Annotated in this window: 16 protein-coding genes and 1 pseudogene; 16 read left to right on the top strand and 1 reads right to left on the bottom strand. The window is 33.5% G+C overall.

The genetic code is table 11. The features are described from left to right. The first annotated feature begins 6 nt into the window (after nt 1-6). The 3 genes from BUA82_RS07020 (at nt 7) to BUA82_RS07010 (ending at nt 1,042) form a co-directional block, all read left to right on the top strand. Nucleotides 7-180 carry a CxxH/CxxC protein gene (locus BUA82_RS07020; RefSeq protein ID WP_073006022.1) on the top strand — a complete coding sequence of 58 codons (174 nt, stop codon included), beginning with the start codon at nt 7-9 and terminating at the stop codon, nt 178-180. Nucleotides 181-262: 82 nt separating this feature from the next. Beyond that, nucleotides 263-766: an SEC-C metal-binding domain-containing protein gene (locus BUA82_RS07015; RefSeq protein ID WP_073006020.1), complete on the top strand. Its 504-nt coding sequence runs from the start codon at nt 263-265 to the stop codon at nt 764-766. An 81-nt stretch (nt 767-847) separates the two neighbouring features. Then, complete coding sequence (locus BUA82_RS07010) at nt 848-1,042, top strand: DUF4177 domain-containing protein (protein ID WP_073006018.1); 195 nt, start codon at nt 848-850, stop codon at nt 1,040-1,042. Between the two features lie 69 nt (nt 1,043-1,111). Here BUA82_RS07010 and dusA read toward each other — a convergent pair whose 3' ends face one another. Beyond that, the gene (gene dusA, locus BUA82_RS07005; protein WP_073006016.1) at nt 1,112-2,176 is read right to left on the bottom strand and encodes a tRNA dihydrouridine(20/20a) synthase DusA; all 1,065 of its coding nucleotides are present in this window, start codon (nt 2,174-2,176) and stop codon (nt 1,112-1,114) included. Nucleotides 2,177-2,615: 439 nt separating this feature from the next. On the opposite strand from dusA, the gene BUA82_RS07000 reads away from it, so the two are divergent. The 13 genes and pseudogenes from BUA82_RS07000 (at nt 2,616) to pfkB (ending at nt 15,179) form a co-directional block, all read left to right on the top strand. Next, nucleotides 2,616-2,927, top strand: coding sequence for an MGMT family protein (locus BUA82_RS07000; RefSeq protein WP_073006014.1), 312 nt, complete (start codon nt 2,616-2,618; stop codon nt 2,925-2,927). 11 nt (nt 2,928-2,938) lie between these two features. Beyond that, a complete protein-coding gene (locus BUA82_RS06995; RefSeq protein ID WP_073006012.1) occupies nt 2,939-3,295 on the top strand; it encodes an MmcQ/YjbR family DNA-binding protein in 357 nt (118 codons plus the stop codon). Nucleotides 3,296-3,306: 11 nt separating this feature from the next. After that, entirely contained in the window at nt 3,307-3,786 is a 480-nt protein-coding gene (gene rlmH / locus BUA82_RS06990; protein ID WP_073006009.1) for a 23S rRNA (pseudouridine(1915)-N(3))-methyltransferase RlmH, read from the top strand. A gap of 315 nt (nt 3,787-4,101) precedes the next feature. Next, nucleotides 4,102-4,536, top strand: a complete 435-nt coding sequence (locus BUA82_RS06985; protein WP_073006007.1) for a MarR family winged helix-turn-helix transcriptional regulator — start codon at nt 4,102-4,104, stop codon at nt 4,534-4,536. Between the two features lie 13 nt (nt 4,537-4,549). Then, a complete protein-coding gene (locus tag BUA82_RS06980; protein WP_143148590.1) occupies nt 4,550-5,644 on the top strand; it encodes a hypothetical protein in 1,095 nt (364 codons plus the stop codon). Further along, nucleotides 5,631-6,014, top strand: a pseudogene (locus tag BUA82_RS06975) (AAA family ATPase); the annotation flags it as partial. The gene BUA82_RS06980 and the pseudogene BUA82_RS06975, both read left to right, overlap by 14 nt. 176 nt (nt 6,015-6,190) lie before the next feature. Next, nucleotides 6,191-7,201: a GNAT family N-acetyltransferase gene (locus BUA82_RS06970; RefSeq protein WP_073006002.1), complete on the top strand. Its 1,011-nt coding sequence runs from the start codon at nt 6,191-6,193 to the stop codon at nt 7,199-7,201. A 198-nt stretch (nt 7,202-7,399) separates the two neighbouring features. Continuing rightward, the gene (locus tag BUA82_RS06965; RefSeq protein WP_073006000.1) at nt 7,400-8,509 is read left to right on the top strand and encodes a C45 family autoproteolytic acyltransferase/hydrolase; all 1,110 of its coding nucleotides are present in this window, start codon (nt 7,400-7,402) and stop codon (nt 8,507-8,509) included. Nucleotides 8,510-8,525: 16 nt separating this feature from the next. Next, entirely contained in the window at nt 8,526-9,398 is an 873-nt protein-coding gene (locus BUA82_RS06960; protein WP_073005998.1) for an AraC family transcriptional regulator, read from the top strand. A gap of 658 nt (nt 9,399-10,056) precedes the next feature. After that, nucleotides 10,057-11,451, top strand: coding sequence for a PTS mannitol transporter subunit IIBC (locus BUA82_RS06955; protein ID WP_073005996.1), 1,395 nt, complete (start codon nt 10,057-10,059; stop codon nt 11,449-11,451). A gap of 172 nt (nt 11,452-11,623) precedes the next feature. Next, nucleotides 11,624-13,699, top strand: coding sequence for a BglG family transcription antiterminator (locus BUA82_RS06950; RefSeq protein ID WP_083599818.1), 2,076 nt, complete (start codon nt 11,624-11,626; stop codon nt 13,697-13,699). Nucleotides 13,700-13,720: 21 nt separating this feature from the next. Next, on the top strand, nt 13,721-14,245 hold the full coding sequence (locus tag BUA82_RS06945) for a PTS mannitol transporter subunit IIA (RefSeq protein WP_073005994.1): 525 nt from the start codon (nt 13,721-13,723) through the stop codon (nt 14,243-14,245). Beyond that, nucleotides 14,223-15,179, top strand: coding sequence for a 1-phosphofructokinase (pfkB, locus tag BUA82_RS06940; RefSeq protein ID WP_073005991.1), 957 nt, complete (start codon nt 14,223-14,225; stop codon nt 15,177-15,179). Before BUA82_RS06945 ends, pfkB begins: the two co-directional genes overlap by 23 nt. The last annotated feature ends 10 nt before the right edge of the window (nt 15,180-15,189 follow it).

The following is a 15,189-nucleotide window of genomic DNA, read 5'->3' as shown; positions in this document are numbered from 1 at the left end:
TATTTCATGGAAAAACAATGTATTTGCTGTTGTGAAGAACATTTAGATATGGCTTTTGATGATTTTTTAGTGGAATATGAAATTTGGCCTGAACTTAAAAAATCAGAAGAAACATGTATTTGCAGCTATTGTAGCAGTAAAGCGGTTTACTGCCTTGAAAATTCTGTAAAGACAGAGTAAAATAGTTATTATTATTTCACCTTAATAAGGTGAGTAGAATATAAATTCAACTTATATACTAACTGAAAGAGGAGAAGGAAAAATGAGTTTATATAAGCAATGGACCGAAATGGTAGTGGATTATGTTAAGCATAAGGGAGAAGATGCTTTTTGGAATGAGTATAGCGAAATGGAAGAAAAGATATATTCTAGTCTTCTTGCTGAACATGGAAAGATAAGAAAGGCTACTATTAACGAACTATCAGCAGAGTTTAAAACTACAATTGAATTTGTTATGGGATTTGTAGACGGCATCAATGACAGCCTTAAAGAGCCCATGGATTTAGAAAAAGTAGAAGCGGATACAGAAATAAGCTTTGACCTTGACTATGAAAAGCTATATTTTAACATGCTAGATGCCAAGGCAGAATATCTATATAATCTTCCACAATGGGAAGGTATATTCTCAAAGGAAAAAAGAAAAGAAATTCAAAGAGCATATAAAGATTCAAAAACCGTAGTTAACGAAAACAAGATAGGTAGAAACGACCCTTGTACATGTGGCAGCGGCAAAAAATATAAAAAGTGTTGCGGTAAGAATGCATAAAATTGAATTAATGGACTTAGGAAACCTTTTTTGGTGTAACTAAGTCCTGTTTTTCTATTAATTAGAGTTAGGAGGAAATAAATGTATAAATATAAAGTTTTTAAATGGAGATTCGATTTAAGTAGCGCAGAGGAACTAGAAGATACATTAAATGATCATGCAAAAGAAGGCTGGAGAGTATTTAATATTATAACAAATATAAAGGGAAGCGGCGGTGCGGTTTTTTCATCCGTAGATGGAAATGAAGCAACAATTATTTTAGAAAAGAATGAATAATAATTTACATATTTAGTGAGAAACACACTGTTTTGTAATTCACAGTGTGTTTTGTGTTTTGAAAAAACATTACTCTTCATTAAGCGTATCTTGTGGAAGTTCTTTTAATGCAATGCGTAAAAGCTCTGATGCTTTTATGTTATGTGAAGCAGGAGTGTTCAAAATCTGCTTCCACTGCTTACTGCCCCTTTTACCTGAAAAAAGTCCGTCCATATGCCTTATAGCATAGTAAGCATTTTCTCCATTTTTTTCGCAAGACTCTGTATAAGGAATGTAATCTTCAATTATTTCTTTTCTAGTTATTTTGTGAAGATTTTCTTGGTCATAGATGCTATCCAATTCTCTTAATAGCATGGGGTTATCCCTGGCTACCCTTCCAATCATAACAGCATCAACTTTTTCCAGGTGACCTTTAATTTCCTCTATGGTTTTAATGCCTCCATTGATTTCTATGTTTAGTTCAGGATATTCTTTTTTTAACCTATACACTTCCTCATACCTTAAAGGAGGTATTTCCCTATTTTCCTTAGGACTTAACCCTTCTAATATACCTATTCTGGCATGGATAGTATAACGATAGGGTTTAGCTTCCCTTACTATATTTATAAAATTTACCATATCCTCATAACTATCTAAAAGAATTCTATTAAAAGTATCTGGAAGTATGTTCTTCCCGTCAATTCCAATTCTATGTTTAATAGTTACAGGCTTATCTGTATATTCTTTTATGGTTAAGAGCATATCCCTTACCAGTTCGGGATATGCCATCAAGCAAGCACCCATAAGGTTTCCGGACACTCTATCAGAAGGACAGCCAGCATTTAAATTAATCTCATCAAAATCCCAATACTTTAATTTCTCCATAGCTTTTCTTATCTGCTCTGGAGAACTGGCTGCCAATTGAAGTGCTACAGGATGCTCTATATCATTAAAACCCAATATTTTTTCCTCATCACCATGAATAATACTTTCACAGGTGATCATCTCCGTATAAAGAAGGGCTCTTTTAGTGAGAAGTCTGCAAAAATATCTAAAGTGTTTATCTGTGACATCCACCATAGGTGCTATACTTACCTTATGAGTATTAAATTTTGTATCATCAAATTCGTTATGATTTACTACAATATGTTTCATTCATTAACATCCTTATTCCATTATTTTTTATTTAAATATTTCTCTATCTTTATTAAGTTAAAGCTGTTAATTTTAATATACCCAATTAAGATTCTTTGCATTTAAAATTAGGTTAATTTATAATAAATTTAAAAATCAAGAATCACTTGATATACTGATAATTGTTATCATTAGTAGTATATATAAACTTAAGAAGAGAGTAAAGAGTAATTTAAAATTGAGAATTTAGAATGGGGAAAATAATTTAAAATTGAGAATTTAGAATTTAGAATGGAGGATAGTTTTTCTGAAAAAGAGTCAGAAAAACTTTAGAATGTGGAATGATATAGGGAATTCCTTTAGGAATTTCTAAGAAATATATTTTTAGAAACTCTGTGAGTTTCCTCCTTCATTTTCAATTCTAAATTCTAAATTCCCAATTAGAAAGGTGGTATTAGGATTGAAGGATTTTTATGAGAGAGTTTATGATATAGTGGCTAAGATACCAAAGGGAAAGGTTGCTACATATGGGCAAATAGCTTGTATGATGGGTGAGCCAAGGAGTGCAAGGATAGTGGGCTGGGCTATGAAAGCTTCACCAGGGCATCTTAATTTGCCTTGCTATAGAGTAGTTAATAAACAAGGCGAAATGGCGCCTTCCTATGCCTTTGGTTCTCCTGAAATTCAAAGAGATATACTTCTTTCAGAAGGAGTTATCTTTAAAGAAAATGGATGTATAGATATGGAAAGGTGTTTGTGGAAAAATAATTAAGGAGGGTTTTTATGGATTTAGAGATGTTAAGAAAGTATTGTTTAAAGAAAAAAGGGGTTACGGAGAATTTTCCTTTTGATGAGGAAACCTTGGTGTTTAAGGTTGGTTCTAAAATGTTTGCATTAACCAATATAAAATCCCCTTCCTTATCAGTGAGCTTAAAGTGCGATCCTTTTATGGCTCAAGACTTAAGACGGGATTATACTTGTATTAAACCTGGATATCATCTTAATAAAGAACATTGGAATACTATAGAAATAGACGGGACACTAGAGGATGAAAAAATTATTTATCTTATAGATCATTCTTATAACTTAGTATTTAAAGGTCTAAAGAAATCAGAAAAAGCAGACATAGAAGAAAGTTAGGGGAGATAATTTTGAACATAACAATAATATCTGTAGGAAAGCTTAAAGAAAAATACCTAAAACAAGCAGTGGAGGAATACAGCAAAAGGCTTCAAAGGTACTGCAAGCTAGACATCATAGAGTTAAATGATGAGAAAACACCAGACAATGCATCGCCAAAAGAAGAACAGCAAATTAAAGAAAAGGAAGGCCAGGCCATACTAAAGGCCATCAAGGATAATTCCTTTGTTATAGCATTAGACCTAAAAGGAAAGATGCTCTCCTCAGAAGAATTTGCTTCCTTCATACAAGATTCCAACACCAGAGGCATAAGCAACTTCACCTTCGTAATAGGAGGCTCCCTAGGACTTTCCCAGGAAATAATAAACAGAGCAAATTATAAACTCTGCTTCTCAAAAATGACCTTCCCCCACCAACTATTCAGAGTCATGCTACTGGAGCAGATTTATAGGGGATTTAGGATTATTGGAGGGGAACCGTATCATAAGTAACGGGGATTTTTAGCCTTAGGCATTGATATAACTTGTCTAAGGCTGTTTTTATATATAAAACACCATATTATATGTAATTAACTATTATAAGTTTAGTAGTGAATATTTACAAAATATATTATGTTTCAAAGAGTTCAAATAAATGTTAATGTGATTTTCAAGTATGATAATCTAGTGCGAAAAGACTTTGCATTTTTAGAGATAACATCAGAGGATTATTGTAAAAGACAAAATTGGAATATTGCAATTTTGTGACAAAGTTGCTATGATTTATTTAGGCAATATATTGCCTAAATGCATGAGGTGATAGATGAGATGAGAAAATTAAAGGAACAATTTATTTTTGGGGGGATTTTATTGCTGGCCAATAGGCTACAAACACTAGGTGATAATACTTTAGAGGAACTTACTATTAAACAATGGTTTTTGATTATTATGATTCTAAATATGGAGAATAAGAACCCAACCATCAAAGAGATAGCGAAGTTTACTGGTAGTACAAGACAGAATGTAAAGCAAATGATATCATCTTTAGAGAAAAAAGGATTTATTATAACAAAGAAATCTTTAGATGATGGTAGAGCTATTATGGTTCAGATAACTGAAAAATGTATGAGGTATTTAGAAACAACAGAAAAACAAGGAAATGAGTTTTTAGATAGATTGTTTAGAAATGTAGATTCACAGCACCTTAATAATATGGCTGAGTCTATTGAATTGCTTATTAAAGAAGCAGAAAATTATAAATAATAGGGGTGAGGGAATGGACAATAATATTATTTATTCACCATTTAACTTAGAAATATCTGAGATGGAAAGTCTTGCATTAATAAACATTGAAAAAGATCCAGATAAAGTGTATAAAGGGTTTGAACCTCAATCTATAAATAATAAGGAATTTGGATTAGGATTAAGGATATTAGGTTATAGAAATGATGGGTATGTTGATGTTTATCAGGAGAAAAAGTTACCTAGAGATGAAAAAGATAAGATTGAAGTTGCTGGAAAAGGGTTAGGAGATTTTATATATTTAAATATGGAGAAAAATAGATTTATTATTGATGAACATGGGGTGGATTTAGAGTTAATATTCATAGATAAATTAGAAAGAAGAATAGTACTAAAAATAAAGGAACATGATAGTAAGAAGATAAATCCATTTAGTCTTTTAGCTCCAGTTGGTGTTTCATCAGTTAATCCTGTATCATTACCTGTATTTTTTTTATATGGATTCTATTTTATAAGACAGAAGAATACAGACGTTAATATACAAATTGAAGATAAAATTCATAACTTAGATAAATTTATAAGAATGGATGGCTCTAAAATGTATTTTGCACGGTATTCAAAGGAATCTGTTATTTGTGAATGGAATAAAGCTACAAATAGCTTTATAGAAGGAATGAAAGTTGAAAATAATAGATGTATTAGTAGAAATGGCGTTGAGTATAAATTAGAAAGTGTTAAAGATGATTATTATATAAAAAGTATGAAATTAGATGGTAAAAGAGGAGGGGTTAATGTAAAGTTTTCACCTTCAATTAAAGATATAAGATATATAGAAGATGGGGAAAAGATAGAAGGTAGTTTTATTATAAGTGGAGATAAGTCAGTTGGTATAATAGAAGGTATGTATAGCCTATATTGTAAAGAAAAACTTATCAGAATAATAGCAATCCCAAATAGAGGATGGATTCCAAATGAGAAGAGAATCATACTTAGATTCATTTATTTTGCAACTAGAATATTTAAAATGTGGCCTAAAACTTATAAATGGATAGCCAATATAGATATAAGAGATAATGAAAATCCAAAAATTCAATCCAAATGGGAGAGAATAAAATATAGAAATAGATAAATTTGAGAAATTAATAACCAGGGATTATTATTACATAGATAAAACACTACTAATAAAAGATTTGCTAGATAACAAAGCAGATGTTAATTTATTTACAAAACCAAGAAGGTTCGGTAAAACTTTAAATATAAGTATGCTTCAGTATTTCTTTGAAGAGAGAGAAGAAGATAACTAATACCTTTTTGATAATTTAAATATAATGAAGAGTGGAGACAAGTATACTTCTCATATGGGGCAGTATCCTGTAATAAATTTATCACTAAGATCTGGTAAGCTGCCTAATTTTGAATTAGCGTATATTTCTATAAAAAGAAGAATTACTGAAGAATATAAGAGACATGAATATATATTAGAAAGTGAAAAACTGAAAGCGTTTTTGGGACATATATTATGTACTTTCCTCTAGAAACCAATATCCAAGTTGGTGTATGTTTTCATTACAATCCCAGGTGGTAAAAAACAATAAGGAATTGTTTCTTACATAGTTAATGGTAACTTGTTATGTTAAAATATGTAATATAATATAAATTCGATTTGGAGGTAGAAATGAGCGAATATGAATTTAGATTAATTACTATTGATGATATATCTGAAATGGTTGATTTGCTAATAGATAGGCAAAACCTTGAGAGTGAAGTGTTTCCCTTACTGAAGAACAGTTGCATTAATACAAAATATATCACAGATTCACTTGAAAAATTGTTTACTAGTAGTAAAGTTATTGGGATAGGATCATTTGATAATGATAAACTAGTAGGCTATATAATGGGAGAGATAAAGATTGATAATAGAAGAGGAAGGTATGTATGGGTCCCGTATGAGGGAATTGCCATCAGATTAGATCAATCCTCTGAGCTTATAAGGAATCTCTATGCGAAGGTTGCTATTTTATGGCTTGAACAAGGTTGCTTTATGCACTATACTATAATACCTCTTGGAACCCAGGTATACTATGAGGCCTTCTTAAAATTAAGTTTTTTTATCCAGCAAGTACATGGGGTAATGAACATAGAGGAGTACAAGCCTTTTGAAAATGTATCTGATGCAAAGATTAGAGTTGCTAACAAAATGGATAGTGAAACAATGGCGAATATGTCCACTATAATCCAATCGTATCAAAATTCATCACCTTCCTTTGAACCTGCTTTACCTGAAGTGGTAAAAGACATAAAGAACGGGTATAAGTGTGCGGTAGAGGATAATGACGCAATGATCTTTATTGCGGAAAAAGAATTGAAGGGGTTAGGATTTCAAGCATATTGGCCTATTACCCCAAATTTAATGCTACCTGATAATGGGGTGGAGTTGAGTATTGCGGGCACTTACTATTCCCAAATGGGAAATGGGGTTGGTAAAAAATTGATGAACGAAGGTTATAGGATTATGAAAGAAAAAGGGTATAACAGTATAATAGCAGATTGGAGAATAACCAACCTTACTTCCTCAACATTTTGGCCGAAGTGTGGATTTAAACCAATAGCTTACAGAATGGCTAGATGCATTGACAGTGATTTAGCATGGGCAAACTTTAACAACCCCAGTGTTAATCAGTTGTAGTAAATTCATTAACTGATTTTTATCATTTGTCACTGTTACGATGAACCATACCACAAGTAAATGCAGTAAATTTAGCTTATGTATGTTAGAAAATAGAAATATAATTTTATTAAGGATTATTTATAAACTCCGCAGAAAATATCAAGTGTTTATTTTTACTTTTCTTTATAATTTATTATGAAAGGTAAGGTGAATGCTATGAAACAAGTAAAAACAAGTTTAAAAAATTTTCAAGGAAGTAATTATGAGGTTGGTACACAGATTGGAAGATGGATATTATCAAATCCTGATTTATTACAAAAGGTATTGCTTCCTCCCAAAGCCTATCCGCAGAACAAATTAGATGAGATTATGAGTCTGTTGGACCAGTATTGTAATGGCATTAATGAGGAAATAAAAGGCTTTTCAGATGTTTTAGGTGTAGAATATGGTCAGGCTATTTTTTATGCAATGACATATTTGGAGCGTGGGTGCAGTTTAATGGCAGCATTACCTTCTAAAACAGAAAATGGACATACGCTTATGGCTCGCAACTATGATTTCAATGATGAGATGGAGGAAATGTGTTTTGCTTATACTGCAATAGAGGGTAAGTATAAATACATTGGTTCTACACTGAACTTGTTTGGTCGATGTGATGGAATGAATGAGCATGGATTAGCTGCTTGCAAAGCAAGTAATGGTTTGCCCGTTGGAAACTTTGAGGGTGGACAGAAAGCGGGAGTTGCAGGCTTTCAATTTTGGATTGTTATTCGAAGTATTTTAGAAAACTGCAAAAATGTTGATGAGGCTATAGCTTGGACAATGGATGCTCCTATCGGCTATAATATCAATTTAATGCTCGCAGACAATAGCAATAAGATTGCGATGTTACAGTGTATAGATGGACATAAGGCATATCGTATTTTAGACAAAAATAGTGAAAATATGTCTCTTAGTATAACGAATCACGTCATTCTTCCTGAAATAAAATCATATGAAAAAATGTTGATTGAAAACTCAGTAATTCGTAATGAAGTAATTAAAAAAACATTGGCATCCAAGGAAAAACTATCAGTAAATGATTTTAAATGTTTACTTTCAACTCAATATCCAGCAGGTTTGTGTTGTCATTATTATCCGGAGTTTTTTGGAACTCTACGTTCAATGTTATTTGATGTGACTGATAAAAAGATAGAAATGACATTTGGTTCACCGCGTGCAAATGACTGGCGCATATTTGAGATAAAAGAATTGGAAGAGAAAGAGATTACTGTAAACCTACCTTATGAGAAAGCTGAAAAAGATTTTTATAACATAACTTATTAGGAAGGAGATATTCATATTGGATAAATCATATATCATCGGGAAAGCTATTATTTTTATTGAAAATAATCTATATAATTCCATTGTTGTAAGTGAGGTATCCGATGCAGTTTCTTATTCCTATTATCATTTTCATCGCTATTTTCAGGCTGTTATGGGCGAAACAGTGGGTAGCTATATTCGTTCTAGAAGACTAACGCAAGCAGCATTGGAGCTCATTACCACAGATAAGAACATTATGGATATTGCGGTTTCACTTCGTTTTGAGTCACATGAAGCTTTTACAAGAGCATTTAAGACAAGATATAAGATGACACCGAAACAGTATCGGATGAACGGTGTCAATGTGCTGATTGGTAACAAAAAGGCATATATAGAAGAGGATTTTAGATACTTGGGTAATATTACGCTTGTGCCGGAGATTGTTTCAATATCACAGATATGTGTCATTGGTATGCGTTTTGAAACAACAGTTATGGACAACAAAAGTGTTGTAATATGGGAACAATTTAACAAAAAACTTATGAACTTAGATGCTGTTTATTCAAATTCTTGCAGATATGAAATTTTTGAGGTGGGAGATAGTTGCTCACTAAATGCTTTTAATGATGAAAGCTATTGTAGTGTATTTATTGGCATTGAAGTTCCAGATGGTTTTGCAAATCCTTCTGGCATGCAGAGGAAAATACTTTGTAGTGGCAAATATGCAAGGTTTACACATACGGGGACAGTGGCTACCTTACCACAGACCTATCGATATATTTGGGGTACATGGTTTCCAAAATCAAATTTTGAGATTTCTGGATATGATGATTTTGAATGTTATACAGAGCGTTTTTTAGGAGCAGATAATGAAGATTCTCAGATAGATATTTATTTCCCTATTATATGAGTATAATAGGGAAATATTAGCGTGTTAAATTAATGCAAGATTATGAGCAGTATATGAAGTAGAGAACTTAAAGTAAAAGTAGCTAATTTATAATAAGGCGCTTATTAATTATTAGGTAAGCGTCCTTTATATTTTATGAAGTAATTCAATGAAGAAAATAGTTGAAAAAATATACAAAAAATTTAATATATTTATGGTTATTATCTGTAACACAAGAGAAATTAAGTAACATAATAAATATATATTATAATGAGCCTCCTAGCTATTAAAGCAATAAATAGGGGGATTTTATATTTTAGTGGAGGTAATAACATGATGAAAATAGCATATTCAATAGAAAAAGGAATTTTAAAAAATATGTCACAGGAAGTTCAAAAAACTATCATAAGTTAAATGAAGGCTATAAGTATGCGTGTTGGTTTGGGAGGTCGGTAGATAAATTAATTATCTACCTCCTACTCAATTGGGCATAATTAAACTTTAAAGGTAGACAATTACCCACTATTTAATTTTGTCACTAATGACTAAGGACTGCACTATGGTATCTTAACATTGAGTGAAAACGTTTTGCATACTATAATTTAATTAACGTAATAAAGGGATTTCTGCAGAAGCCTATTTTATATATTACGAAGTTAATATATGGGAGGGAAATAAAATGTCAAATCTACAAACTATCCCACAAAGTAAAACAAAAGGGAAGACTCAAGAAAATGTACAAAGATTTGGACGTTTTCTAAGCGGTATGGTTATGCCAAACATAGGTGCATTTATCGCTTGGGGGCTTATTACGGCATTATTTATAGGTACTGGCTGGGCACCAAATGAATACTTATCAAAATTGGTAGACCCTATGATTAAATATTTGCTGCCGTTATTAATAGGTTATACTGGCGGTAAGATGGTTGGCGGAGCAAGAGGTGGAGTACTTGGAGCTATAGCTACTATGGGAGTTATAGTTGGATCATCCATACCAATGTTTTTAGGAGCAATGATAGCTGGACCGGCTGCAGGCTGGGTAATAAAGAAGGTTGACAGCGCATTAGAAGGAAAAATACCAGCAGGTTTTGAAATGCTTGTAAATAACTTCTCCGCAGGAATTATAGGTATGATTCTGTCACTGCTTGCTTATTCTGGAATAGGACCAGTTGTAGAGACTTTAAATAAAGCCTTGGGAAATGGCGTTCACACAATAGTAAATGCAGGCTTACTGCCTCTTTCATCCATATTTATAGAGCCAGCAAAAATTCTTTTCTTAAACAATGCTATTAATCACGGAGTACTTGGACCAATAGGAATAAATGAAGCTAAGGAATTAGGAAAGTCAATATTCTTCCTCCTTGAAACAAACCCAGGACCAGGACTTGGAATACTTTTAGCTTATTGGGTATTTTCAAAGGGTATGATAAAGCAATCAGCACCGGGAGCAATTATTATACATTTCCTTGGTGGAATACATGAAATATACTTTCCATACGTTCTTATGAATCCAATGCTGCTGCTAGCTGTTATAGCTGGAGGTGCAAGTGGAGTATTAACCTTTGGTATTTTAGGAGCAGGGCTTGTTGCAGCTCCATCACCGGGAAGTATCTTTGCATTATTGACAATGACACCAAAGGGTGGGCATTTTGCAGTATTAGCCGGAGTTATCATTTCTACAGTAGTTTCCTTCTTGGTTGCTTCTTACTTTGTAAAGAGAAGCGCTAGCAAGCTTGATGATTCAGAATTAGCAGATGCAAAGGAAAAGGTTAAGGAACTTAAGACAGTTTCTGGAAATAAAACTGTAAGCAGAATAATATTTGCTTGCGATGCTGGAATGGGTTCAAGTGCTATGGGAGCTACTACACTAAGAAACAAGCTTAAAAAAGCTGGACTTAATATTGAAGTAGTTCACTGCGCTATTGATGAAGTTCCTGCTGATGCAGAAATAGTTGTAACTCATGAAAACCTTACTGATAGAGCTAGGAGCAAGGCTCCAAATGCAGAGCACATATCAATTAAGAACTTCATAAACAGTCCGGAATATGACACTTTGGTTAAGAGATTATCATAAAAAATTATTATACTTTTTTTAAACTAACATTTTGTGCTATTTAGAAACTAATCCAGCGAGAATGTATAGAATGTGCAGTAAATAGCTCACGAAGCATATTTAATACATTCTCGCGAGATTAGAGACTGACCTGGAAGAACTGGTTAAATTATTAAATAGGTGGTGGTTTGATATGGGTCAGATTAAGATTACAGCAAGGCAAAAGAAAATACTGATAAGACTTTGCAGTGAATATAAATATGTGACCATTTCAAGCATCGCCAAGAAGCTGAGCATAAGCAGCAGAACGGTGCTTAGAGGATTAAAAGATATTGATCTGTGGATTGAAAGCTATGGCTGCAGCCTGGAAAAGAAGGCTGGTATAGGCATAAGGCTTAAGGGAAGTGTTGAGGCAAGAAAAGATATATTAAAAGACCTTGAAAAAGGCAAAGAGGTTAAAAGCTATTCTCCAAAGGAAAGACAGATTATGATTCTTGGAGAATTACTGCAAAATAATGAACCGGTGAAACTTTTTGTTTTTACAAAAATGCTTAATGTTACAGAAGGAACTGTAAGTCATGACCTTGATAAGGTGGAAGAGTGGCTTAAGGACTATAGCTTGAACCTTGTGAGGAAACCTGGCCTTGGTGTATATATGGAGGGGCAGGAATCTGAAATAAGAAAGGCTATAGCTAATTTAATATATGAAAATATAAATGAAGCACAGCTTTTGGATTTGATTAGAGAGAACCTATCTACAGAAGTTAACACAAGGGAACGACTGCTTAATTTAATAGAAAAAGATACAATTAGAAAATTAGAGACTTTGATATTTGAACATGAAGAAGCACTTGATTATAGATTAACGGATAACGCTTATATAGGATTGCTTGTGCATTTAGCTCTTGCCATTCAAAGGATAAAAAAGAATGAAAAGATAAGCATGGACAAGACTTATCTTAAGGAGCTGAAGGGTTATGGAGAATTTGAAATAGCAGCTAATCTGGCTGAAAAAATATCAAAGGTGTTTAATATAGAGATTCCAGAACAAGAGACAGGATATATTACCATGCATCTAAGAGGCTCAAAGGGCTTCGAAAGCAAAGGGGAAAACACAGTACTTGAGGCCCTGGCAAAAGAAATGCTTCAGGTGGCAGAGGTTGAAACAGGCAGCTTTTTAGAGTATGATGTACAGTCTTTAACAGGACTTATAAATCATCTGGAACCTGCAATAAACAGGCTTAAGATGAATATGGATATAAGAAATCCGCTGCTTCAGGAAATAAAAGAGCATTACTCAGAGCTGTTTATGCTGGCAGCAAAATGCATTGTACCAATTGAAAATTATTTAGGCATGAAGTTGCCGGATTCTGAGATAGCTTATATTGCAATGCACTTAGGTGCAGCACTGGAAAGAACACCCTCAGGAAGAAAAAAAGTATTTAAGGCTGCGGTTTCCTGTACTACTGGAATGGGAACCTCCGCACTTTTGGCTGCAAGAATTGAAAAGGAATATGACAATATTCAGGTAGTAGAAATCATATCATCGTTGCATGTAAAGGAAAGTAGGCTAATAGACAAGGGTGTAGATTTTATTATTTCTACAGTGCCTATAGAAGCAGTACTGCTTCCGGTAGTTGTGGTAAATCCTCTATTATTTGATAAAGACAAGGATAAGCTGCAAGCTTTAATAAAGCAGCTAAAAAATAACCCGGAAACAAATGTTAAAGCTCAAAACAATACAATTGATTTAAAGGAAAAGCTTTCAAGATTAAATATTTATGCAGAAGGTATACTGCAGGTTTTAAATAATTTCTTTCTGTACGATTATCTAAGCTTTAGCACCATGGAGGAAGTAATTGAAGAAATAAGCAGCAAACTTTCTACAGATAAAGAGAATTCTTTGCAGATACAAAAGGATTTAATAGCAAGAGAAGAAAAAGGCAGTACTGTATTGAGCGGTTTTGGTGCAGCACTTCTCCACTGCAAGACCTCAGGAGTAAAGAAGCTGCATTTTGGAGCAGTGAGGATTAATGAGGAATTGTATTCCTTAAATACTGAAAATGACTATGAGCAGATAAAATTGGCAATTATAATGATTGCTCCAGAGCACTGTCATAAGCCGCACATAGAAATAATGAGTTTGTTAAGCAGCAAGTTAATGGAAGAGCCAGATTTCTTAGTGAGCCTGCAAGAGGGATTAGAGAAAGAGGTTTATAAAAAACTTAACAACTATTTAGAGGAATTTTACAATATGAATATAAATTAAGCGAAGCAAAGGAGGATCATCATGGGCTTTAAATTTTTCTCAGTTTTTAATAATAAAAGAGGAAGTGTAGAACAAGATATGGTTGCAGTAGGAAATGCAAGGGATATCACAGAAAATGAAGTGTTAAAAAAGAATAATATAAAGCTTAATCAGCCTTCAGTGAATAAATATGAGGCTATAAGGATGGCAGGCAGGCTTTTAGTTGAAAGCGGATGTGTTGATGAAAGTTATATAGAGGCAATGATAAAAAGAGAAGATGATCTGACTACCTATATTGGTTGCGGAGTTGCAATTCCCCATGGTGTAGGCAGAGCAAAAGATTTCATTAAAAAATCCGGTATAGTAGTGCTTCAGTTTCCAGAGGGAATTGATTTTGGTGAGGAAAAGGCTTACCTTGTCATAGGTATAGCAGGTGTTGGTGATGAACACATGGATATTCTTTCAACCATAGCTACAGTTATTGGCGATGAAGATGAGGAAAAGCTTAATAAGCTAAAGACAACAAAGGATGTGAACTATATATATGAAACCTTCACAGCAAACTAAAATTATTACTATAACCTTAAATCCTGCAATAGATAAAACCGTTGAAATTAATGATTTCAAGATAGGCAGTGTTAATAGAGTTTCTTCAATCAGAGTAGATGCCGGAGGAAAGGGGATCAATGTTTCCAAGGTTGTTAAAAGTCTTGGAGGAGAAAGCAGAGCACTTGGAATTCTTGCAGGAAAAAATGGAGAGTTTATTAAAGCGTATTTGGACTCCTTGAATATTGAAAATGAGTTTGTTTTTATTCAAGGAGAAACAAGAACAAATTTGAAAATTATAGATAACACAAATCACAGCAATACAGATATAAATGAACCGGGAAGTGTTGTAGCAGCTGAGGACTTGGCTAAGGTTGAAGAAAGTATTTTTGGGGCAATAAAGGATGAAGCCATATTAGTTTTATCAGGAAGTACCCCTGCCGGAGTGCCCAAGGATATATATGGCACATGGATAAAAAGAGCCAGGCAGCTTGGAGCAAAGGTGATTTTAGATGCTGATGGTGAGCTTTTAAAGGAAGGCTTAAAGGCGGGTCCATACTTGATTAAGCCTAATATCCACGAGCTTGAAGGGCTTTGCGGTAAAAAACTTGAAAGCCTTGAGGAGGTAGTTAAGGCAGCTCAGAAGCTTCATGAATATGGAGTAGAGAGAATTGTTGTATCCCTGGGCGGAGATGGAGCTTTATTTATAGATAAGGATAAGATAGTTCGCTCTGAAGGACTAAAGGTTCCTGTTAAAAGCACCGTTGGCGCTGGTGATTCAATGGTAGCAGCCTTGGCAATAGCTTCTGAAAAAGGGTATTCAATGGAGGAAACTGTTTTACTGGCTACTGCTGTAAGTGCTGCTAATGTTATGACTTCGGGAACTCAGCCAGCAGAGCTTAAGGATATTTTAGAGCTAAAAAAGAAAGTGAAATTTGAATATATAAAACTATAGAAAAGGGGTT

Source organism: Clostridium amylolyticum (assembly GCF_900142075.1).
In the GTDB taxonomy this organism is placed as follows: Bacteria; Bacillota; Clostridia; order Clostridiales; family Clostridiaceae; genus Clostridium_AA; species Clostridium_AA amylolyticum.
Note: the sequence above shows the minus strand (reverse complement) of the source record. Positions and strands in the feature narration are given on the sequence as shown.

Bases quoted from the DNA above. Each gene is read 5' to 3' on its own strand.
- BUA82_RS06945 (WP_073005994.1), top strand. From the start codon at position 13,721: ATGGGCTTTAAATTTTTCTCAGTTTTTAATAATAAAAGAGGAAGTGTA.
- BUA82_RS06985 (WP_073006007.1), top strand. From the start codon at position 4,102: ATGAGAAAATTAAAGGAACAATTTATTTTTGGGGGGATTTTATTGCTG.
- BUA82_RS06970 (WP_073006002.1), top strand. From the start codon at position 6,191: ATGAGCGAATATGAATTTAGATTAATTACTATTGATGATATATCTGAA.
- BUA82_RS07010 (WP_073006018.1), top strand. From the start codon at position 848: ATGTATAAATATAAAGTTTTTAAATGGAGATTCGATTTAAGTAGCGCA.
- BUA82_RS07020 (WP_073006022.1), top strand. From the start codon at position 7: ATGGAAAAACAATGTATTTGCTGTTGTGAAGAACATTTAGATATGGCT.
- dusA (WP_073006016.1), bottom strand. From the start codon at position 2,176: ATGAAACATATTGTAGTAAATCATAACGAATTTGATGATACAAAATTT.
- BUA82_RS06955 (WP_073005996.1), top strand. From the start codon at position 10,057: ATGTCAAATCTACAAACTATCCCACAAAGTAAAACAAAAGGGAAGACT.
- BUA82_RS06980 (WP_143148590.1), top strand. From the start codon at position 4,550: ATGGACAATAATATTATTTATTCACCATTTAACTTAGAAATATCTGAG.
- BUA82_RS06950 (WP_083599818.1), top strand. From the start codon at position 11,624: ATGGGTCAGATTAAGATTACAGCAAGGCAAAAGAAAATACTGATAAGA.
- BUA82_RS06995 (WP_073006012.1), top strand. From the start codon at position 2,939: ATGGATTTAGAGATGTTAAGAAAGTATTGTTTAAAGAAAAAAGGGGTT.
- BUA82_RS07015 (WP_073006020.1), top strand. From the start codon at position 263: ATGAGTTTATATAAGCAATGGACCGAAATGGTAGTGGATTATGTTAAG.
- BUA82_RS06965 (WP_073006000.1), top strand. From the start codon at position 7,400: ATGAAACAAGTAAAAACAAGTTTAAAAAATTTTCAAGGAAGTAATTAT.
- pfkB (WP_073005991.1), top strand. From the start codon at position 14,223: ATGAAACCTTCACAGCAAACTAAAATTATTACTATAACCTTAAATCCT.